Origin of the sequence: Pseudomonas sp. 7P_10.2_Bac1 (genome assembly GCF_025465935.1) — a bacterium.
Taxonomy (GTDB): Bacteria; Pseudomonadota; Gammaproteobacteria; order Pseudomonadales; family Pseudomonadaceae; genus Aquipseudomonas.
Genome location: NZ_JANLNV010000059.1, coordinates 65,168 through 85,908, shown reverse-complemented (window position 1 = coordinate 85,908; position 20,741 = coordinate 65,168). Strand labels below are relative to the sequence as shown.

The following is a 20,741-nucleotide window of genomic DNA, read 5'->3' as shown; positions in this document are numbered from 1 at the left end:
AGACCTAGATATTCTTTTCCGGCCTGAAAAATGGTCGCTAAGCTGGAGGCCAACTCACAGATAGCATTACCCTCCCTCAGGTCACCCCTCATGACAGTGTTTTCTTTCGCTCAAGCAGGCCGCAAGCCTGGTCATGGATTTTCTTTGCGCATGGTTTTGGCGCTCACCACTCTTCTGGCTCCCTTGCTCACGCAGGCGGCGACCCTGGACGAGGTCAAGCAACGCGGCTACCTGTCGGTGGCAACGGAAGACGAATTCCGTCCCTTCGAGTTCGTCGAAGACGGCAAGCCCAGTGGCTTCGATAACGAGCTTGTTCAAAAGCTCAGGGCCGCAGGTCCGCTGGATGTACACCAACAAATCATGCCGTTCACCGGGTTGCTGGCAGGGGTCGTCAGCGGCAAGTACGATGCGGCTGTTACCGGTTTGCTTATCACCCGTGAACGCCAGCAGTCGCTGGATTTCACCACACCGATTGCCGAGGCCACGGTCTATTACCTCAAGCGCCAGGGCGATGACCGGATCAAAAGCGTCGCGGATCTCAACGGTCTGACGCTCGGTATCCAGGCGGGCAGTGCGATGTATCAGCGTCTGCCGGAGCTTGAGAAGTTGCTCGCGGCCAGTGGCGGCAAACTCGGCAAGATCGTCCAGTACACCTCCTATCCAGAGGCCTATCAGGACCTGGCATTGGGCCGCACTGATTATGTGGTCAACAACATTGTCGGGCTGAACGCCTTGCTCAAAGAGAAACCGGGTGTGTTTGAGCTGGGCCAGCCGGTGTCGAGCAAGACGTATGTCGCCTGGGGTGTGGCCAAGGGCAATCAAAGCGTGCTGGATTACCTCAATAAGTTCATCGATCAAGAACGTAAAAACGGCGATATCGCGCAACTGCAACAAAAGTGGTTTGGCACCGTATTTCCCGAGCCACCGGCGCATTTCGTCTCTGATTATTGATTGAACCCACATGAACTTCACTCAATGGGGCCTTGAACCAGGCCCCTTGCTGCTTGGCGCGTTGGTGACACTGGGGCTGACGGCCGTTTCGATTGGCCTTGGCCAAGTCGTCGGCCTTGGGTTGGCGTTGTTGCGGCGTCAACAATGGCCCCTGCTGGGGCCGCTGTTGGCGGCGTATATCAGCGTGATTCGCGCCACACCGCTGCTGACTCTTGCTTTGGCCGTGTTCTTCATTACCCCGGCATTGGGCTATGACATCTCGGCACCGACGGCGGCAATCCTGGCCATGACCATCAACACCTCGGCGTTCAATTGCGAGATTTGGCGCGGTGGTTTTGCGCAGTTTCCCCGTGATCAACTGGATGCGGCCAAGGCAGGCGGTATGGGCGCAACGCTGCGGCTACGACGCATAGAGTTGCCCCAGGTCGGCCGCCAAGTGCTGCCGTTGCTGGTGAATGAAATGACCATCCTGATCAAGAACAGCCCGGCTGTTGCAGTGATCGGCATTGTCGACCTGACTCGCACGGCCATACGCATCGGCGCCAATACCTATCGGCCGTTACCGCCGCTCATGGCGGCACTGGTGTTGTACATCCTGATCATCTGGCTGGTGGTGGCGGCGCAACGTTATTTCGAACGTCAACACAAGGCGCGACTCACATGATTGCCAATGAACTGGGGGTAGCCTGGGAGCATATTGGCGACCTGCTCCACGGTGTCGAACTGACGGTGGTGCTGTCGGTGGTTGCGGGGGCCTCGTCGTTGCTGCTTGGTTGCGGCCTGACCCTGGTGCTGATGAGCCGTCAACGCCACTTGGCATCACTCTTGAGCGGCTTTATAGAGCTGATGCGGTGTACGCCATTTCTCTTGCTGGCCTATCTGGTGTACTACGGGCTGCCGTCATTGGGGTTGCGCCTGAGCAATATCGAGTCCGGACTGTTGGCGTTGTTGCTGTACCACGGTGCTTATATGGCGCAGATTTTACGGAGCGGTTGGCTGGCAAGACCTCGTGAAGAAATCGAGGCCGGGCTGGCGTTCGGGTTTCGCGGCGTGTTGCTGGCTCGGCGCTTGATTCTGCCGAACCTGTGGGTCAACTGTGCGCCGGCGCTGGGCAACCAGATGATACAGGTGGTCAAAGACACGTCTTTCTTGACCATCATCGCCGTGCCCGAACTGACTTCGGCTGCCAATAACCTGCAATCGAACTATTACATTCCCTTCGCCGCGTTGTTTTCGGCGGTGTTCTTCTACTGGCTGATTTGCGTTGTCATCGAACTGGGTGTGTCGATGCTGTGGCGCAAGGCGGAGCGTTATCGATGACTTCTCTGAATAGCCCGACCCCCATCGCCTTGCAGGTGGCCGGGCTGAATAAAAGCTTTGCGGGCCGCCCTGTGTTACAGGGCGTCGACCTGCAAGTGGCTGTGGGTGAAACCGTGTGTTTGCTCGGCCCTTCGGGGGCTGGCAAGTCGACTCTGCTGCGTTGTCTGAACTGGTTGGAAGTGCCCGATAGCGGCAGTATCCACCTCGCCGGGCAGCGTGTCGGTTTCAATGCCGACGGCAGCAAAATGTCTGAACGCAACATCGCCAAACTCCGTACTCAATCCGCAATGGTCTTTCAGAACTTTGCTTTGTGGCCACACTTGACCGTGCTGCAAAACATTATGGAGGCACCGCTGTACGTGCAGCGTCGGCCCAAGCTTGAGGTTCAGGCCGAGGCCCTCGAGTTGCTGGCTAAGGTCGGGTTGAGCGACAAGGCGGATGTGTACCCGGCGACGTTGTCCGGCGGGCAGAAACAGCGGGTAGGCATTGCTCGCGCGCTGGCCACCCGCCCGCAACTGCTGTTGTTCGATGAACCCACCAGCGCCCTCGACCCAGAGCGGGTCAGTGAGGTGCTGGCGATCATGCAATCCCTCGCTCAGGCGGGCATGACCATGGTTGTGGTCACCCACGAGATGGAGTTCGCCCGGCGCAGCGCTGATCGCATTGTGTTCATGGATCAGGGGCGGATAGTCGAGACAGCGACCCCTGAGATGTTTTTCAGTGCACCGCAAACCCTGCGGGCCCAGGAATTTCTTTCCCATCGCCAGCCAGAGCCGGTTACCCACCATGTCTGAAGTTCATCCCAACACCCTGGCGGTACAGCGCATTCTCAGTACCGAACCGGTACTGGTCGGCGCGCAAACGGCCTCGTCTGCCCTCGGGCTTGAAGCCGGACACCTGGGGCACGCCGGCCCGCCGTTCGCTCAGGCCGACGAAATTCCTGCCGTGGTCCTTAACGCCCTGGCAGGCGCAGCCTTGCATGAAGGCTGGGCGGGTGATCTCGATCACGCCAGGCGGCTGATACTTGACGGCGAAATTACCCTGCATGCCAACCATGATCTGGGCACCGTTTCCCCCATGGCGGGCGTGGTGCGACCCAGCCAGCTATTGATGCGGATCGAAAACCGTGCGTGTAACGAAGTGGTTCACGCCACGCTAGCTGAGTCCGGGCGCCGAGCACTACGGTTTGGTTGCTACGACGAATTGATCGGCGAGCAACTCGATTATCTGGACCGGGTGGTCGGGCCGGGCATCATCAAGGCATTGCCCGCCGCAGGTCTGCCATTATTGCCGCTGATTGCCCAAGGCGTGTCGCTGGGGGATGACACCCATCAGCGCAATGTCGGCGGGATGTATGCATTTGCGCAGCAGTTGCCAGCCCTTGATGGCGACATTCGGCAGTGGCTACTGGGTAACCCGCAGCACTTTCTCAACTATGCCATGGCCGCCGCCAAGCTAGCCCTGGACCGAGCAAGCGGTATAGACGGTTCGTCAATCATTACCGCCATTGCGCGCAACGGCGTACGCTGCGGCGTGCGCATCGCCGGGGCAGGGCAGCGCTGGTTTACTCACGCGGCCTCTTCGCCACAAGGCTATTTTTTTCCTCCTAACGTGCCTGCCGATGGCCAGGCCGACCTGGGTGATAGCGCCATTGTGGAAGCCTACGGACTTGGCGGCACTATCGCGCACGCGGCGCCTGAGCTTGCGCAGTTGATGGTTCAGGACTGGGAACAAGCCGAGGCTGCCGGGCGGCGCATGCGTGAATTGTTTATCGCAAAGCACCCGCTGATTGCGCCCGCCCTTACAGGCAGCCGTGGAGTCGGTGCGGGGCTTGATGCTCGCGCAGTGGTGGCAGCGGGCGAGTCGATCCGGATTCATACCGGTATTGCCCACCGCGATGGCGCGACCGGCTGGATCGGCATCGGCGTGGCTCTCGCACCGGTCGAATGTTTTCAGAAGGCGCTTGCAGCGCTTTAATTTTCAGTTCGAGGTTTTAACCATGTCCCAAGACACGTTGCATCACTTTGTGCCGAATGCCAGCCCGCCCCCGCCTTCGGCCATGTACTCCCATGCGGTCCAGGCCGATGGCTGGTTGTACGTTACCGGGCAATTGCCGACCGACCCGGATGCCCCCACCGCCGAGTTGCGTGAGGGTATCGAGGCCCAGGCCCATCTGTGTTTCGAGAACCTGCTGCGCATCGTTGACCATGCGGGTTACACCCTGGATGACACGCTGTTTGTACGCATCTATCTGAGCGATTACGACAACGATTTCGCCGCGTTCAATACGGTGTACGCGCAGTATTTCAACAACCCGCAAAAACTCCCGTCACGAACAACGGTGGGCGTCACTCGTTTAGGGCGCAAGGCGCTGGTGGAAATTGACTTGGTCTGTTTCAACCAGAAGCACAAGCCGGTTTGACTCCACCATTGCGCGACTAAAAAATCTCTGTACTCACATCCCCTTGTGGGTCCCCCAAGCTCAACAGCTTGCAGGGCTGGCGAGGGCATTCAAAAAGAGGCGTGCCCAGTGAGGGCCTTTCGTGGAGTGCTCAAGGCTGCGATTTTTTTGATCGTTGATCAATCGCAGCCTGGTGCAGTGGCTCCAGAGCGTTAATGCAGACGCGTTGGCAAGTCTTCTGAGAAAAGCTCTTCCTCAGCGTCCGGGCTCACCGGAATTTTGTGTTCTTCGCTGGCCCAGGCACCCAGGTCGATCAGTTTGCAACGGTCTGAGCAGAAAGGCCGGTAGGCGTTGGTGGTTTTCCATTGCACTGCAACGCCACAGGTTGGGCAATCTACGGTCATAGGTTTGGTCATGGTTGGCCTCCATGCAGAGTTAAATAAAAGTGATACAAGCGCTCGACTTCGGTCTTGAGTGCCGTGAGGTCGGTGTCGTTGACCAGCACGTCATCAGCATGGCGCAGACGCTCTTCGCGACTGGCCTGGGCTTTGAGGATAGCCTGCACTTGCGCTTCGCTGGTGTTATCGCGCAACAAGGTGCGCTGAACCTGCAGGGCTTGCGGGGCGTCGATCACCAGAACGCGCTGGGTTGTCTTGTACTGACCAGATTCAATCAACAGCGGCGAGACCAGAATGGCGTAGGGCGATTGGGCCTGAGCCAGGTTTTGCGCAATCTCCTCGCGCACCAGCGGATGCAGCAGGGCTTCAAGCCACAGGCGTTGTTGCGGGTCACTGAAAATCAGGTTGCGCAGCGCACCGCGATTGAGTTGCCCGTCGGCTTGTAGAACTTCATTGCCAAAGTGTTCGGCGATTTGGCTCAGCGCCGGGCGTCCGGGTTCGACCACCCAGCGCGCCGCGTGATCGGCGTCCACGACGTGAATGCCCAAAGCGGCAAAGTGCTCGGCGGCGGCACTTTTGCCACTGCCGATGCCGCCGGTCAGACCGAGAATCCAGGGTTTGGAAGAGGGGGTATTCATTTCAAACCGATAGCTGCCAATAGAAGTCGGTCATTTGACCACCCCAGAGCATTGCAATCCACCCAGCAATGGCCAGATACGGTGCAAAGGGGATGGGTGTGGAGGTGCGTGCCCGACGCAAGGCCAAAAGACTCAGCCCTGCAATCGCGCCCAGTAACGACGACAGCACAAGGGTCAACGGCAATACCGCCAGGCCACCCCAAGCCCCGAATAGCGCCAGCAACTTGAAGTCGCCATAGCCCATGCCGTCCTTGCCGGTCAGCAATTTGAACACCCAAAAAATGCCCCACAGGCACAGATACCCCAGCGCCGCGCCCCACACTGCTTGGGTCAGCGTGCTGAAAGTATCGAACGTGTTGAGCAACAAACCCAGCCACAGCAGTGGTAACACCAGCACATCCGGCACGATCATATGCTTGAGATCGATCAGGCAAATACTCAGCAAGCCCCAGGTCAACAGCAACATCCAGCCAGCCTGAGGGCTAAAACCCAAGTGCCATGCCACCACTGCCGACAGCACGCCGCACGTTAGCTCCGTTATCGGGTAACGCAAGCTGATGGCGGTTTTGCATCGCGCGCACTTGCCGCGTAGCGCCAGGTAGCTCAGAACCGGGATGTTTTCCCAGAAGCGCAACGGTTGCTGGCAGTGCGGGCAGTGGGAGCGGGGCCGCATCAGGTTATACACAGGGCCTTTGGCCTGGGCAGGCATATCGAGCAATTCTCGAGCCTGTGCCTGCCAGTCCTGTTCGAGCATTGTGGGCAGGCGCCACGCCAGCACATTGATAAAGCTGCCTACCAACAGGCCCAGCACCAGTGCGCAGGCGATAAAGACGTCGGGAAACAGGGAAAAATAATCGATCGTGCTCAAATGACTTGGCCTAGTTTGAAAATCGGTAAATACATGGCAATCACCAGCCCGCCTACCAGCACCCCGAGAACCGCCATGATCAGCGGCTCCATCAACGTTGTCAGGTTATCGACCAGGCTGTCGACCTCGCTCTCATAATAGGTGGCGACGTGATTTAGCATGTCATCCAATGTGCCGGATTCTTCGCCAATTGCTGTCATTTGAATCGCCATGCCCGGAAATACCCCCGTAGCGCTCATGGCGACATGGATCTGGCTACCTGTTGCAACCTGTTGCTGGAGCCTGAGCACGGCCTCTTTATACACGTGATTGCCCGTCGCGCCCGCTACGGCACGCAAGGACTGAAGCAGTGGCACACCGGCCGCCAGGAGGGTGGCCAGCGTGCGGGCAAAACGGGCGATGGCCGACAAGTGCAGCAAGGTACCGATGACAGGCAGTTTCAACAGCCAGCGATCAATACGCTGGCGCAAACCTGGAGCGCGTTTATAGCGATGACCAAAGGCGAGAAGGCCCAGACACCCCCCAGCGAACAGCCACACACCGTATTGCACCAGCATCTGGGACAAAGCGATCACCGCCAGCGTATAGGCGGGAAGCTGGGCATCAAATGAACGAAACAACTCCTGAAACTGCGGCACGACTTCAATCAATAAAATGCCGCTGACCAGCAGCGCCACCAGGACCACCGCGGTCGGGTAGGTCATGGCCTTTTTGACTTTCTTTTTCAGGGCCTCGGTTTTTTCCTTGTAGGTCGCCACCCGTTGCAGCACCACATCCAGGGCGCCGGCTTGTTCACCGGCGTCAATGAGGTTGCAAAACAGTGCATCGAAATAGGCGGGTTGCTTGCGCATTGCCGTGGCCAGGGTGGTGCCTGCGCTGATGTCCTGCGCAAGCTCGGTGACCATTTGGCGCATTGCCGGGCGCTCGAACCCTTTGGCGATGACCTCCAGCGCCTGGAGCAAAGGGATGCCGGCTTTTATCAAAGTGGCCAACTGGCGGGTGAACAGAGAAATATCCAGCGCTGTGATGGGTTTGCCCTGGCGTCGCTTGTGCGTGCCATGACGCTGGATTTTACCAGCGGTAATACCTTGTCGACGGAGTTGAACCCGGATCATGGCCAGGCTTTGTGCGTTGGTTTCACCGCTGACAGGGTTGCCCTTGAGGTCGGTGCCTTCCCAGCGATAAACCCCGGTTTTAACGGGTTGTGCTGCCATGTATGAGTCCTTCAAGAACTGCTCGTCCTGTTGTGCTGTGAGCCTTAAGGCTAGATGCGCAGAGCGATGAGGTCGCGTCGCGAGAGTATCCAAAGGTGTCTGCCACGCAGTGAGAGAGCATCCGACCGCTAACCTTGGTAGCCTGTGCGCACTTTTTTGCGGGCTCAGCACAGTTATGGCGTCTGGCCGCTGGGCCACGTCCCACTTTTGGAGACTTTTTGTGAAACAACAACACGGCTTCACCCTGATCGAAATGATGATCGTGGTTGCGATCATTGGCTTGATCGCCTCGTTTGCGTTACCGGCTTACCACGACCACACCATGAAAGCCCGTTTTGCCGAGCTGAACGCCATCAGCAACACGTACAAGACGGCCGTTGCGCTGTGTTACAGCGAGAGCAATGACTTGAGTGTGTGCGACGCTGGCACCCACGGTATTCCTGGCCCGGCAGACCCGACCGACAACCTGGCGGCGGGCATGAGCGTGATCGATGGCGTGATTACCATGACCGGCACCGAGGCCGCTGGCGGCTGGACCAGCGTCATGACCCCATCGCTGAGCAGCTCGGGCAGCACGCTGGTGTGGAGCCAGAGTGGAACGTGCCTCGATAAAGGGGCGTGCAAGTAGTGAGTTCCGACAGGTCGACACGGGCCTGACGTTCTCGAACATTGACGTCCGAAAATGGCGAGAATGGCTAAAAATGCAGTGCTATTCTGCGGCTCATGAACACACATGACCGCTTTTCGACACCCAGCACTGCTGCCTGTGAAATCGCCCGTCTAAGCCGCGACGCGCGGTTTGACGGGGTGTTTTTTACCGCCGTGCTCAGCACTCGAATCTACTGTCGGCCGGTCTGTCCGGCACGGCCGCCCAAAGCCGAGAATGTGGTCTATTACGCCAGTGCCGCCGCCGCTCAGGCCCAGGGCTTTCGCCCGTGCCTGCGCTGTCGGCCGGAGTTGGCGCCGGGCAACCCGTTGTGGCTGCACGGCGAGCATTTGGTGTCGCGGGCCCTCGCACTGATGAATGAGGGTTACCTGGCCGATCACTCTCTGGAGACATTGGCCGAGCGCATGCAGATTGGTGCCCGGCAATTGCGCCGTTTGTTCGTCCAGCACCTGGGGGCGCCGCCAATGGCAGTGCATGCGACTCAGCGATTGCTGTTCGCCAAGCAACTGCTGACCGAGACGGATCTGTCGATCACCGAGGTGGCAATGGCGTCGGGGTTTCGTAGCCTGCGCCGTTTCAATGCGGCGTTTGCCGAAGCTAATCATGCCGAGCCTAGGGCGTTCAGACGCAGCCCTAAAAGCCGTGCCGACAAGGCGCTGGTGTTGCGTTTGGGCTATCGCCCGCCGTACGACTTCCAGGCGTTGCTGGGCTTTTTGCAGACCCGGGCCCTGCCGGGTATCGAGCAGGTGGATGGGCAGAGCTATCAACGAGTATTCGGTGATCCGGCTTCTCCCGGTTGGCTTCGGGTCAGTGCATGGCCGGGGGAACAACATGCATTGCAACTTGAGCTATTGAACGTGGCGCCGAGCCAGATGCTCAGCGTGGTCACTCGGATTCGCCGGATGTTTGATCTGGACGCCGACCCGCTGGCCATTGCCCAGACCTTGAGCAGCAGCCCGCTGCTGGCGCCGGTCATCGCACGCTACCCCGGTTTGCGTCTGCCGGGTGGTTGGGATGGTTTTGAGGTAGCGGTGCGCGCGGTGCTGGGCCAACAAGTCAGCGTGGCAGCGGCGCGCACCCTCGCCAGTCGTATCGTGCAGCGCTACGGCATTGCGATAGAGGCGGTAGCCGGTTCGGAGCTGAACCGGTTGTTCCCTGGTCCCGAGCAATTGGTGGACGCAGACATGGGGCAAATGGGTATCACTCAGGCGCGAATCAACACCATCCAAGGCATCGCTCGTGCCTTGATTGACGGACGAGTCGATTTTGCCCTCGAACAACCGCTGCAACGTTTTATCAGCCGTTGGGTGCAATTGCCGGGCATTGGTGAGTGGACCGCGCACTACATTGCCATGCGCGTGCTCAAACACCCCGATGCCTTTCCGGCAGCCGATTTGATTTTACGCCGCGAAGCCAACCCGCTCGGTGAACCGGTGAGCACCAAGGCGTTGCAAGCGCTGGCAGAAAGCTGGCGGCCGTGGCGCGCTTATTCAGTGATGTATTTATGGCGTGCAGCGACCGATTCTGCAGCCGCACGCAAGGAGCCAACATGACGCAGGTGTATTACGACCAAATGCCTTCACCGATTGGCCCGCTGTTTTTGGTGGCCGATGATGAAGGGCTTCGTGAAATCCGGTTCGAACTGGACCGCCGGCCACACACGCCGCTGCCAGGCTGGGAACATGCGCCGAGCAAACTGGCAGAAGTCCGTCGCCAACTTAACGAATATTTCGCGGGTGAACGGGTGACCTTCGACTTGCCACTCAAGCCGTTGGGCACAGCGTTTCAGCAGTCGGTGTGGCAGGCGCTGACCACCATTGGGTACGCGATGACGACCAGCTACGGTCAGATTTCTCAGCAGATCCAGCGCCCTAAAGCCTCACGGGCGGTCGGCGCAGCGAATGGGCGTAACCCAATCCCGATCATCATTCCGTGCCATCGCGTGATTGGCAGCAATGGCAGCCTGACCGGCTTTGGTGGCGGATTGGCCGCCAAACAATGGTTGTTGGGGTTGGAGGCAGCTACAAGCGGCAAGCTTTAAGCGGCAAGCTGCAAGCTAGGGAGGCCTTTAGCTTGCAGCTCAAAATTTGCCACTCTGACGCAGCTAGCAACTCAAGCGCATTGAGAGGTCTACCGCTTTGACATCTTTGGTCATGGCGCCAATCGAGATGTAGTCCACGCCCGTTTCAGCGATGGGCCGCAGGGTGGCGTCGTTGATCCCGCCGCTGGCTTCAAGCTTGGCTTTGCCGGCGTTAATGCGCACCGCTTCACGCATGTCATCCAGGCTCAGTTCGTCGAGCATGATGATGTCGGCGCCCGCATCCAGTGCTTCTTTGAGTTCTTTCAGGCTTTCGACTTCGATTTCCACCGGTTTGCCCGGTGCGATTTTGTGTGCGGCGCTGATAGCTTCGGCAATGCCTCCGCACGCGGCGATGTGGTTTTCCTTGATCAGGAAGGCATCGTATAAGCCGATGCGGTGGTTATGGCAGCCGCCGCAGGTCACCGCATATTTCTGTGCCAATCGTAGGCCCGGCAAGGTTTTGCGGGTATCGAGCAGCTTGACTCGGGTGTCGGCGACTTTGTCGGCCAATGACTGTGCGTGGGTCGCCACGCCCGACATCATTTGCAGAAAGTTCAAGGCGCTGCGTTCACCGCTCAGCAGCGAGCGGGCAGGGCCTTCGAGGTGAAACAGCACTTGATTGGGGCTTACGCGTTCGCCGTCGGCCACTTGCCAATGCACGGCTACCCGTGGGTCGAGCTGGCGAAACACAGTGTCGACCCAGGCGGTACCACTGATAACGGCCGCTTCGCGGGTAATGATGGTCGCTTTGGCCAGGCGTTCGGCCGGGATCAGTTGTGCGGTGATGTCGCCGCTGCCCAAGTCTTCGGCTAACGCACGGCGCACGTTGGCTTCGATTTCGGCAGTGAGGTCGGCCAGATGTAAATTCGGCATAACGCGCTCCACAAACAAAGTGGGTCGATTATATGACTATGCTGCCGAGGAACCCAAGGTGCGCAGTGCTGTGGCCGAGTACACGCCTAATTGTGCGGCTTTTGGCAGTTTCAGGATTAATTTGCCCACGGGTTGGATGAATTGAAGAGTGCTGCTGGTATATGCGGCCTCTTTTACAAGATAATCCGCCTTCTATTTGGCGTCATAGCTTTGACGCAATAAGTGATGTTCTGATTTCGACCCACCGGCGCGTGTGCAAACACGCGCCGGTTACTGTCCGTGAGCGTCAGGCGTGACTTAACAGTCACGTGCGTTTCACTTGTCAGCGAATAAAACCATTACTGGAGGACTGGATGCAAAATGACGGGAAAGTGGGGCCTGGGTACAGGGTCTCTACGGAGTTGGCGATGCACTCGCCGCTCACCCGCCTGCCTGTGATCCTGTTGCAGGTGCATGACAAGGCCGCTCAGCAACTCAAGCAAGAACTGCAGGTGCTGTTCGACAATGCCGATGAAACCTTGTTTGAAATGGCCGACAAGGCCCAGAGTGACGCCGAGCAAAGTCTGTATTTTGAAGCCATGCGCGATGTGCGGCTCAAGCGCAAGAACATCGAACGCGGTTTTCTTGAGCAGCTTTTTTTCGCCTTCATCAAGTTGACCCAGGCGGATGCTGGCGAGAGCGCCTTGCAGGCCCCGGTTCCGGTACACAATGCGTTCCCTTTGGTCATCAATGATTCTGAACGTGATCAAGTCATCAACGCCATGGTCGCCCAAGTGCTGACCCGCGATCAGTTGGCCCTGTGCCAATTGTCCGCTCGTCTCAATACCTTGAGCTGGGTGACGCTCAATGAGCACAACAACCCGTTGGGGCCGGCCATGCTCTGTGAGTATTTCTTGCAGGCAGAGCGTGATCAGGGCGTTGATCTCAAGGTCAAGCTGATCATGTTGCAACTCTTCGACAAATACCTGCTCAGCCAGACCACGCGCCTGTACGCCGATGCCAACCAATTGCTGGTGGCCACGGGCGTACTGCCCGAGCTTGGCGCTGCGGACTCCTGTTGTAGCGCTGGCCTGGCAACCCGCGAGCAAGAGTCGGTGGTGGCTGGCCAGGACGTCAGCCAACTGGTGGGCAAGTTATTCGAGTACATCAGCCGCGACCGCAATCTGGCAATGCCCTTGAAAAAGCTTCTGGGCCAGTTGCAGGAGCCCATGCTCAATATTGCCCGCATGGATCAGCATTTTTTCAGTAGCGACAGCCACCCAGCCCGCAGTCTATTGAACGTGATGGCAGAGGCGGCCGTTGGTTGGGATGACAGCGTTAGTATTTACGGCGACCCGCTGTATCGGGAAATCGAACGGGTGGTCAAGCAACTGGCGCGCTGCCCTAGTGTCAACTTGCCCGAACTGCTCGAAGCGCTGCTGCAGGATTTTCTCAGGTTTACCCATGCCGAGCGCGGGCTGGTCGAGCAGCTTGAACACCGCCTGCGTGCCCGCGAGCAGTTGCAAGCCAAACAGTCGCTCCTCACCAGTGCCGGGCTGCCGACAGCCCTGGACGAGCAGGATCACTTGGGCTTGCTGCTGGTCAGTCAGTTGCGTATCGGCACTTGGATTGAACTGCAAGCCAACCCGGCCTGCCGCCAGCGCTGCAAGTTGATTGCGATTCTTGAACCCGAAGGCCGCCACGTGTTTGTGAACCGCAGCGGTATCAAAGCAGTGGAGAAGAGCCGCGCTGACTTGATCGGTCAATTGCGCAGCGGGACGATTTCATTGCTGGATGATCGGCCGTTGTTCGACCGTGCCCTCGCTTCGATGATCGGCAGCCTGGGTCAATACAGCGCGCATTGATCCAGGCCATACAGATTGCTCCCCATCGGTGTGTCCATCGCGGCATACTGGGCCCCTTCGTAAGTGTCATTGAGGAGCCTGTATGCAACTGGATCCCGCAAGCGGGTGGTGCCAAGGCGTGCACCATTGCCCGTCACCCAACTTCAATGCGCGCCCTGGCGGCGAGATCTCACTGCTGGTTATCCACAACATCAGCTTGCCGCCAGGTCAGTTCGGTACCGGCAAAGTGCAAGAGTTTTTCCAGAACCAACTGGATGCCACTGAACATCCCTACTTTGAAGGTATTCGCCAACTCACGGTCAGTGCGCATTTTCTGATTGAACGTGACGGCGAAATCACTCAGTTTGTCTCCTGTCTTGATCGTGCCTGGCACGCCGGTATTTCGAATTTTGGCGGGCGTGAGGGCTGCAATGATTTTTCTCTGGGCATCGAGCTTGAAGGTACTGATGAACTGCCATTCACCGACGCGCAGTATCAGTCGCTGCTAGCCTTGACCCGGCAGTTACAGGCCGCCTATCCGGCAATCACAACGCAGCGCATATGTGGTCACAGTGACATTGCACCGGGACGAAAAACGGATCCGGGCCCGGCTTTTGAATGGATGCGCTTTCGTGACGCGTTGCGGCACACAGGAGATAAGCGATGAGTTTTGTGGTGTTACTGCTGGCGATTCTGGTCGAGAAATTCTCGAGTGTTCGTCAGCGTCTGCAGTGTGATGGCGGCTGGTTGCGCGAACTGCACAAGCTGGAGTCCAGCCCCAAACTGGCGAGCAGGCCGTGGTGGGTGTTGGCCATCCTGATCCTGTTCCCGGTGCTGGTACTGGGCCTGTTGCTGTGGGTATTGGCGCCGGTGGCGTATGGCCTGTTGGTGTTGCCGGTGCACCTACTGGTCCTGATCTACAGTCTGGGGCGTGGCGACTTGCTGGCGGGGCTGGGTCCGATTCGTGATGCCTGGCGGCGCGCAGACTTACAGGCGAGTGTGCATGTGGCTGAGCGTGACCTCGGCGTGTGTGCAGACAGCGGCGAGCAATTGCTCGAGAAAGTACAAAGTTATTTGCTTTGGCAGGCGTATCAGAGTTTCTTCGCAGTCATTTTTTGGTACTTCCTGTTGGGCCCGGTAGCAGCATTGAGCTATCGCTTGCTGGCGCTGGCAGCGGAACACAGTAAAAACCCTGAGCTGGTTGAGCGTGCGCAGCAACTGCGGCATGCCTTCGACTGGTTGCCGGTGCGTCTGTTGGCGGCCAGTTTTGCATTGGTGGGCAACTTTGCCGCGGTCACTCGGGTGATGTTGCATGAACTGTTGAGCTGGGACATCAGCGCAGAACAGCTCATTAACAAAGCCGGTTGTGCCGCCGCGGAAATTCCGGCACCACAAGTCGGCCCGGAGGGCGTCGCCAGTCTCGACACCTTGTGGGCCTTGCTGCTGCGTGCAGCGGTGTTGTGGTACACCGGTTTCGCGGTGTGGACGTTGTTGCTCTAAGCCCTTCGCCTCGCGATCTTTTGCTGGTTTAAAAGATCGCGAGGCAAGCTCGCTCCTACAAAGTTTTAGTTAGTTTCCCAGCCAAACACCTCACACGCATTCGCCGTACTGGCCTCGGCCAACACCTCGGCGTTTATCCCCATCACTTGCGCCAGCGCTTCACAAATAGCTGGCAAGTGCTCCGGGCTGTTGCGTTGATTGGGGTACATGAACGGCGCCATATCGGGCGAGTCGGTTTCCAGCACGATGGACGCCAACGGCACGTCAGCGAGGACTTTGCGCAGGCGCAAGGCTTGTGGCCAGGTGGCTGCGCCGCCCAGCCCCAACTTGAACCCCAGCTTGATGTATTCGCGGGCTTCCTCACGACTGCCCGCAAAGGCATGGATGATCCCGCCGCGCTTTAGCTTAAAGCGCTTCAGCGTGGCGATGACCGGTGCATGGCTGCGACGAACATGCAGCAACGCCGGGAGGTTGGCCTCGGCCGCCAGTTGCAGTTGCGCTTCAAACAGATGCTGCTGAGCATCACGGTCCAGGTCAGGCAAAAAGTAGTCGAGGCCGATTTCGCCGACCGCGCATAACTGTGGATGCCCGGCCAGACGCTCCAGCCACTCCCCGAGTTCACGCACATGCTCAGGGCGATGCTGATCGAGATACACCGGGTGCAAACCCAAGGCGCCATACAACTGGCGATCGCTTTCAACCAGATCCCATAGACGTTGCCAATTGTCCTGGCAGACCCCTAGCACCACCATCTTTGCGACCCCCAGCGCCCGGCTGCGCGCCAGCAATGACGCGCGGTCGGGATCGAAGTCCGGGAAGTCGAGGTGAGTGTGGGTGTCAATCAGTGGCATGCACTCAACCTACTGAATGCGTTGTTTGAAGGTACGGGCAATGGCCCGGATGCCCGGTTCGTAGCGTCGTTCTTCAATAGCCGCCAACGCCAGCTCCAAGGCTTTTTCGGCAATCAACTGGTGCTGTTGGCCCATGGCATTGACCGGCAGCGGCAGGAAGTCCAGCAACTGAGTGTCACCAAAGGTGGCCAGGCGCAGCGGCGGCTTTTGGTCCGGGTGTTCCTGCAAGGCATCGAACATGCCTTGCAGCAGCACGTAGGAGGTTGTGACCAGCGCTTCAGGAAAATGCCCCAAACGCTCCAGCAGTTCGTCAATGATGCGTCGGCCGCACTCTCGGCTGAAGGCTGCGCCGTGTTCGATCAGGATTTCACCCTCAAATCCTTCCAGTGCCTGCTTGAATCCGGCGGCACGGGCCTGGCTGATGCTCAACTCGGGGCGTGCGCCGATCAGTGCAATTTGCTGAGGCACGGGTTTCAACAGGCTACGAGTCAGTTGCAGGCTGGCCTCGCAGTCGTCGCTGATCACCGAGCAGAAGCGCGCAGGCTCCAGTGTTCGGTCAATCGCAATGATTGGCAGGCCCAGGTCCTGCAGTTGACGGTAGCTGTCGTCTTCCGGCGGCAAGCAGCTGGCCACGAACAGCGCATCACAGCGGCGTGCACGAAACAGTTTGAGTAACTGGCGCTCGCTGTCGGGGGCGTCATCTGAGCTGGCAATCAGCAATTGATAGCCACGGGCACGGGCGCCTTGTTCAAGCTGCTTGGCGATGCGTGCATAACTCGGGTTTTCGAGGTCCGGGAGAATAAAACCCAGTGTGCGCGTGTGCCGGCTGCGCAGGCCTGCGGCTTGTGGGTTGGGAGTAAATCCATGCTCCTCGACAACAGCGCGTACGCGCTCGACCGTGCTGCTGCTGATGCGCTGCTGCTCGGCCTTGCCATTGATGACATAGCTGGCGGTAGTCACCGAAACCCCTGCAAGGTGTGCAATATCACTGAGCTTCACGCCGAAAATTCCTTATTTTTTGTAGTACGTGTCGACATTGTGGTCAATCCTAACCGATTACGGCAGTCGATCATCGTCTGCCTTGTAGTCACTGTATTTTTTTGCAACATCGTCCGGTTGACTTCGATCAAACCGACAGGTTGGGCTTCAAGCGCGAGCGATTATGCAGTAACGTGCCGTCCTTTCTTGATTAAACGTTTCAGCCTGCATGATTTAAGGCATTTTCCTACGACAGCAGCGTGCTTGCCACACATCTGCTGACACACTCTAGGGAGAGCGGCCTAAGCTGACATAATTCAAAACAATACCGTGCGCCGTTGAGCGTCGGAAAAGGAGAACGCATGCTCGAGCTCACTAAAGAGCAGATTTCCATGGGCCAAACGGCTGTGGACAAGTCTGCGGCGCTGCATTTACTCGCCGATAAACTGGTTGCCGATGGTTTGGTGGCCGAAGGTTATCTGAATGGCTTGCAAGCGCGTGAGGCTCAGGGCTCAACCTTTTTGGGGCAAGGTATTGCAATCCCCCATGGCACTCCTGAAACCCGTGACCTGGTGTACACCACCGGCGTGCGCCTATTGCAGTTTCCACAGGGCGTGGATTGGGGGGATGGACACATTGTTTACCTGGCCATTGGTATTGCGGCCAAGTCTGACGAACACCTGCGGCTATTGCAGTTGCTGACCCGGGCGCTGGGCGAAACCGATTTAGGCGAGGCCCTGCGGCGCGCCAGTTCACCTGAGGCGTTGCTCAAATTGCTGCAAGGCGCCCCGCAAGAACTTGCACTGGACGCTCAGATGATTGGCCTTGGCGTGTCAGCCGATGACTTTGAAGAGTTGGTCTGGCGCGGCGCGCGTTTGCTGCGCCAGGCTGACTGCGTGAGCAACGGATTTGCCGCCGTGTTGCAACAGGCCCAGGCGCTGCCGCTGGGTGATGGCCTGTGGTGGCTGCACAGTGAGCAAACGGTCAAACGCCCTGGGCTGGCCTTTGTCACCCCAGACAAACCCATTCGCTATTTGGGCCAGCCGCTCAGCGGGCTGTTCTGCCTGGCCAGCTTGGGCGAAGCGCATCAGGCGCTGCTGGAACGTCTGTGCGCGTTATTAATAGAAGGGCGCGGTCAAGAATTGGGGCGTGCCACCAGCCGCCGCGCAGTGCTTGAGGCTTTGGGCGGCGAGCTGCCGGCAGACTGGCCGAGTGCCCGTATCACCCTGGCCAACGCCCATGGTTTGCATGCCCGCCCGGCCAAGATCCTCGCGCAATTGGCCAAGGGTTTTGACGGCGATATTCGTGTGCGCATCATCGATGGCCAAGAGAGCAGCGCGGTGTCTGCCAAGAGCTTGAGCAAACTGCTCAGCCTCGGTGCGCGCCGTGGCCAGGTGCTGGAATTTGTCGCCGAACCGTCGGTCGCCGATGACGCCTTGCCGGCTATTTTGGCTGCGGTTGAAGAAGGCCTTGGCGAAGAGGTCGAGCCGCTGGCGCAGCACAGCGAATCCGCACCGGCCCAGGCCGATATGACCGCTGCGGTGGCGGCCCCCGTTGCCGGCAGCGTCATTCACGCCGTGCCGGCGTCGCCAGGGATTGCCATTGGCCCGGCGCACATCCAGGTGCTGCAAGTGTTCGATTACCCCCTGCGTGGCGAGTCATCTGCGGTTGAGCGTGAACGCCTGCAAAGCGCCATCAATGAGGTGCGCCAAGACATCGAAAAGCTGATCCAGCGCAGTCAGTCCAAGGCCATCCGCGAAATTTTCATCACCCATCAGGAGATGCTCGATGATCCGGAACTGACCGACGAAGTCAGTTCGCGTCTCAAGCAAGGCGAAAGCGCCGAAGCGGCCTGGATGGCGGTGATCGAAGCGGCCGCCCGTCAACAAGAGTCATTGCAGGACGCGCTGTTGGCTGAGCGTGCGGCGGACTTGCGTGACATTGGCCGTCGCGTGCTGGCGCAGTTGTGTGGCGTCCAGACCCTGGCCGAACCCGATCAGCCCTACGTGCTGGTGATGGATGAAGTCGGCCCCTCGGACGTAGCGCGTCTGGACCCGGTGCGGGTGGCGGGCATCTTGACTGCACGTGGCGGTGCTACCGCGCACAGCGCTATCGTCGCTCGAGCCCTGGGGATACCGGCCCTGGTAGGCGCAGGCGACGCTGTACTGTTGCTGGAGCCGGGCACGCAATTGTTGATCGACGGCCAGCGCGGTCGTTTGCACGTGGCCCCCGATGCGGATGCCTTGCAGCGCGCCACCGATGAGCGCGACAGCCGCGAGCAGCGCCTGTTGGCCGCCTCTGAGTTGCGCCATCAACCTGCCGTGACTGCGGACGGGCATGCGATTGAAGTGTTTGCCAACATCGGTGAGAGCAAAGGCGTTGCCGGCGCGGTTGAGCAGGGCGCCGAAGGCATTGGCCTGCTACGCACCGAACTGATTTTCATGGCCCATTCCCAGGCGCCGGACGAAGCCACCCAGGAAGCCGAGTACCGCCGTGTACTGGACGACCTGCAAGGTCGGCCCCTGGTGGTCCGGACCCTGGACGTGGGCGGTGACAAGCCGCTGCCGTACTGGCCCATCGCGAAAGAAGAAAACCCGTTTCTCGGGGTCCGCGGCATCCGCCTGACCCTGCAACGCCCGCAGGTCATGGAAAGCCAGTTGCGCGCCTTGTTGCGCTCGGCGGACAACCGGCCGTTGCGCATCATGTTCCCGATGGTTGGCAGTGTGGCGGAGTGGCGTGCGGCGCGGGACATGACAGAGCGTCTGCGTCTGGAGATCCCGGTGGCCGACCTGCAATTGGGGATCATGATAGAAGTGCCATCGGCCGCCTTGCTGGCTCCGGTGCTGGCCAAGGAAGTCGACTTCTTCAGTGTCGGCACCAATGATTTAACGCAATACACATTGGCCATCGACCGTGGCCACCCGACCTTGTCAGCGCAGGCAGACGGCTTGCACCCGGCGGTGCTGCAACTGATCGACATCACCGTGCGAGCAGCCCATGCCCACGGCAAATGGGTGGGTGTCTGTGGTGAATTGGCGGCCGATCCGCTGGCAGTGCCAGTGCTGGTGGGCATCGGTGTGGATGAACTCAGCGTGTCGGCACGCAGTATCCCAGAAGTGAAAGCGCGAGTACGTGAATTGAACATGGAACGTCTTAAAACCCTGGCCGAACAGGCCCTGAGCGTCGGCAGTCCGGACGAAGTCCGTGCATTGGTAGAGGCGTTGTAATGGCCAGGATTCTCACAATCACCCTAAACCCGGCACTGGACCTGACCGTGCGCGTGCCGCAACTGGCACCTGGCGAGGTGAACCGCAGCCAGGCTCTGTTGAGCCATGCCGCTGGCAAAGGCCTCAACGTGGCACAAGTGCTGGCGGACCTGGGGCACTCGCTGACCGTCAGCGGATTTCTGGGTGAGGACAATCAACAGGCTTTTGAGGCGCTGTTCCAGCGCCGTGGTTTTGCCGACGCGTTCATTCGTGTGCCGGGCGAAACCCGCAGCAACATCAAGCTGGCCGAAGACAATGGCCGCGTCACGGACATCAACGGCCCTGGGCCGCAGGTCAGTGAGCTGGCGCAACAGGCCTTGCTCGACAAACTCGATCACATTGCGGCCAGCCATGACGCGGTGGTGGTGGCCGGCAGCCTGCCGCGTGGCATCACAGCGCAGTGGCTGCGGGAGTTGGTGCTGCGGCTCAAGGCATTCGGCTTGAAAGTGATCCTGGACACCAGCGGTGAGGCCTTGAAAGAAGGCCTGCGTGCAGGTCCGTGGCTGGTCAAACCTAATGCTGAAGAACTCAGCGAAGTGCTGGGCAGTGCGATCAGTAGCCTGGACGCCCAAGTATCCGCCGCCACCCAGTTACAGACTCAAGGGGTCGTGCATGTTGTGATCTCGCATGGAGCCCAAGGCGTGAATTGGTTCAGCCCAGGGACACCCTCCATGCAGGCGATACCTCCCAAAGTCCGCGTGGCGAGTACGGTTGGCGCGGGTGACTCATTGCTGGCTGGCATGGTGCACGGCCTGATCAGCGGCCACAGCCCGGAGCAGACCTTGCGCACTGCCACCGCCATTGCGGCCATGGCAGTCACCCAAATAGGTTTCGGCATCAGCGATGCGGTGCAATTGGCGACGCTCGAAAGCGCCGTCAACGTCAGCACTCTGGCAACAGAATAAGAGGGATA

21 protein-coding genes are annotated in these 20,741 nt (G+C 59.1%); 14 read left to right on the top strand and 7 right to left on the bottom strand.

The annotated features are described in order from the left end of the window. Nucleotides 1-90: 90 nt before the first annotated feature. Genes NTD86_RS11590 through NTD86_RS11565 form a run of 6 tightly spaced genes read left to right on the top strand, consistent with a single transcriptional unit; the run spans nt 91 to nt 4,693 of the window. Complete coding sequence (locus tag NTD86_RS11590) at nt 91-951, top strand: transporter substrate-binding domain-containing protein (RefSeq protein WP_262202360.1); 861 nt, start codon at nt 91-93, stop codon at nt 949-951. A 10-nt stretch (nt 952-961) separates the two neighbouring features. Continuing rightward, nucleotides 962-1,615, top strand: a complete 654-nt coding sequence (locus tag NTD86_RS11585) for an amino acid ABC transporter permease (protein WP_262202359.1) — start codon at nt 962-964, stop codon at nt 1,613-1,615. After that, the gene (locus NTD86_RS11580; RefSeq protein WP_262202358.1) at nt 1,612-2,271 is read left to right on the top strand and encodes an amino acid ABC transporter permease; all 660 of its coding nucleotides are present in this window, start codon (nt 1,612-1,614) and stop codon (nt 2,269-2,271) included. Before NTD86_RS11585 ends, NTD86_RS11580 begins: the two co-directional genes overlap by 4 nt. Then, entirely contained in the window at nt 2,268-3,065 is a 798-nt protein-coding gene (locus NTD86_RS11575) for an amino acid ABC transporter ATP-binding protein (protein WP_262202357.1), read from the top strand. Before NTD86_RS11580 ends, NTD86_RS11575 begins: the two co-directional genes overlap by 4 nt. Next, nucleotides 3,058-4,248, top strand: a complete 1,191-nt coding sequence (locus NTD86_RS11570; protein WP_262202356.1) for a DUF1116 domain-containing protein — start codon at nt 3,058-3,060, stop codon at nt 4,246-4,248. The genes NTD86_RS11575 and NTD86_RS11570 overlap by 8 nt, the downstream gene beginning before the upstream one ends. Before the next feature lie 22 nt (nt 4,249-4,270). Beyond that, the gene (locus NTD86_RS11565; RefSeq protein ID WP_262202355.1) at nt 4,271-4,693 is read left to right on the top strand and encodes a RidA family protein; all 423 of its coding nucleotides are present in this window, start codon (nt 4,271-4,273) and stop codon (nt 4,691-4,693) included. Between the two features lie 191 nt (nt 4,694-4,884). Here the strand turns inward: NTD86_RS11565 and yacG are convergent, their stop codons facing one another. Genes yacG through NTD86_RS11545 form a run of 4 tightly spaced genes read right to left on the bottom strand, consistent with a single transcriptional unit; the run spans nt 4,885 to nt 7,790 of the window. After that, nucleotides 4,885-5,088 (bottom strand): DNA gyrase inhibitor YacG, encoded by a 204-nt coding sequence (yacG, locus tag NTD86_RS11560; RefSeq protein WP_262202354.1) that lies wholly within the window; start codon nt 5,086-5,088, stop codon nt 4,885-4,887. Continuing rightward, entirely contained in the window at nt 5,085-5,708 is a 624-nt protein-coding gene (gene coaE / locus NTD86_RS11555; protein ID WP_262202353.1) for a dephospho-CoA kinase, read from the bottom strand. Before coaE ends, yacG begins: the two co-directional genes overlap by 4 nt. 1 nt (nt 5,709) lies before the next feature. Further along, nucleotides 5,710-6,576: a prepilin peptidase gene (locus NTD86_RS11550; RefSeq protein WP_262202352.1), complete on the bottom strand. Its 867-nt coding sequence runs from the start codon at nt 6,574-6,576 to the stop codon at nt 5,710-5,712. Beyond that, on the bottom strand, nt 6,573-7,790 hold the full coding sequence (locus tag NTD86_RS11545; RefSeq protein ID WP_262202351.1) for a type II secretion system F family protein: 1,218 nt from the start codon (nt 7,788-7,790) through the stop codon (nt 6,573-6,575). The genes NTD86_RS11550 and NTD86_RS11545 overlap by 4 nt, the downstream gene beginning before the upstream one ends. A 220-nt stretch (nt 7,791-8,010) precedes the next feature. Here NTD86_RS11545 and NTD86_RS11540 point away from each other — a divergent pair, with 220 nt between their 5' ends. The 3 genes from NTD86_RS11540 to NTD86_RS11530 all read left to right on the top strand — a co-directional run bounded on the left by NTD86_RS11540 (nt 8,011) and on the right by NTD86_RS11530 (nt 10,498). Next, a complete protein-coding gene (locus NTD86_RS11540; protein ID WP_262202350.1) occupies nt 8,011-8,418 on the top strand; it encodes a prepilin-type N-terminal cleavage/methylation domain-containing protein in 408 nt (135 codons plus the stop codon). Between the two features lie 95 nt (nt 8,419-8,513). Beyond that, nucleotides 8,514-10,010 (top strand): DNA-3-methyladenine glycosylase 2, encoded by a 1,497-nt coding sequence (locus tag NTD86_RS11535; protein ID WP_262202349.1) that lies wholly within the window; start codon nt 8,514-8,516, stop codon nt 10,008-10,010. After that, nucleotides 10,007-10,498, top strand: coding sequence for a methylated-DNA--[protein]-cysteine S-methyltransferase (locus NTD86_RS11530; RefSeq protein WP_262202348.1), 492 nt, complete (start codon nt 10,007-10,009; stop codon nt 10,496-10,498). Before NTD86_RS11535 ends, NTD86_RS11530 begins: the two co-directional genes overlap by 4 nt. A 63-nt stretch (nt 10,499-10,561) precedes the next feature. Here the strand turns inward: NTD86_RS11530 and nadC are convergent, their stop codons facing one another. After that, on the bottom strand, nt 10,562-11,410 hold the full coding sequence (gene nadC / locus NTD86_RS11525) for a carboxylating nicotinate-nucleotide diphosphorylase (protein ID WP_262202347.1): 849 nt from the start codon (nt 11,408-11,410) through the stop codon (nt 10,562-10,564). 407 nt (nt 11,411-11,817) lie between these two features. On the opposite strand from nadC, the gene NTD86_RS11520 reads away from it, so the two are divergent. From NTD86_RS11520 to ampE, 3 genes are all read left to right on the top strand, one after another. After that, complete coding sequence (locus NTD86_RS11520) at nt 11,818-13,254, top strand: DUF1631 family protein (RefSeq protein ID WP_410016974.1); 1,437 nt, start codon at nt 11,818-11,820, stop codon at nt 13,252-13,254. An 82-nt stretch (nt 13,255-13,336) separates the two neighbouring features. Continuing rightward, nucleotides 13,337-13,900, top strand: a complete 564-nt coding sequence (ampD, locus tag NTD86_RS11515) for a 1,6-anhydro-N-acetylmuramyl-L-alanine amidase AmpD (RefSeq protein WP_262202345.1) — start codon at nt 13,337-13,339, stop codon at nt 13,898-13,900. Next, nucleotides 13,897-14,733, top strand: a complete 837-nt coding sequence (gene ampE / locus NTD86_RS11510; RefSeq protein ID WP_262202344.1) for a regulatory signaling modulator protein AmpE — start codon at nt 13,897-13,899, stop codon at nt 14,731-14,733. Before ampD ends, ampE begins: the two co-directional genes overlap by 4 nt. A gap of 65 nt (nt 14,734-14,798) precedes the next feature. On the opposite strand, the gene NTD86_RS11505 is transcribed toward ampE, so the two are convergent. Together NTD86_RS11505 and cra are read right to left on the bottom strand one after the other, a co-directional pair. Continuing rightward, nucleotides 14,799-15,584 (bottom strand): TatD family hydrolase, encoded by a 786-nt coding sequence (locus NTD86_RS11505; RefSeq protein ID WP_262202343.1) that lies wholly within the window; start codon nt 15,582-15,584, stop codon nt 14,799-14,801. A gap of 9 nt (nt 15,585-15,593) precedes the next feature. Further along, entirely contained in the window at nt 15,594-16,583 is a 990-nt protein-coding gene (cra, locus tag NTD86_RS11500; protein WP_262202342.1) for a catabolite repressor/activator, read from the bottom strand. A 341-nt stretch (nt 16,584-16,924) separates the two neighbouring features. Between cra and ptsP the strand changes: the two genes are divergently transcribed. Next, the gene (gene ptsP, locus NTD86_RS11495; protein ID WP_262202341.1) at nt 16,925-19,789 is read left to right on the top strand and encodes a phosphoenolpyruvate--protein phosphotransferase; all 2,865 of its coding nucleotides are present in this window, start codon (nt 16,925-16,927) and stop codon (nt 19,787-19,789) included. Next, nucleotides 19,789-20,733 carry a 1-phosphofructokinase gene (gene pfkB, locus NTD86_RS11490; RefSeq protein WP_262202340.1) on the top strand — a complete coding sequence of 315 codons (945 nt, stop codon included), beginning with the start codon at nt 19,789-19,791 and terminating at the stop codon, nt 20,731-20,733. Before ptsP ends, pfkB begins: the two co-directional genes overlap by 1 nt. Nucleotides 20,734-20,741 lie beyond the last annotated feature (8 nt).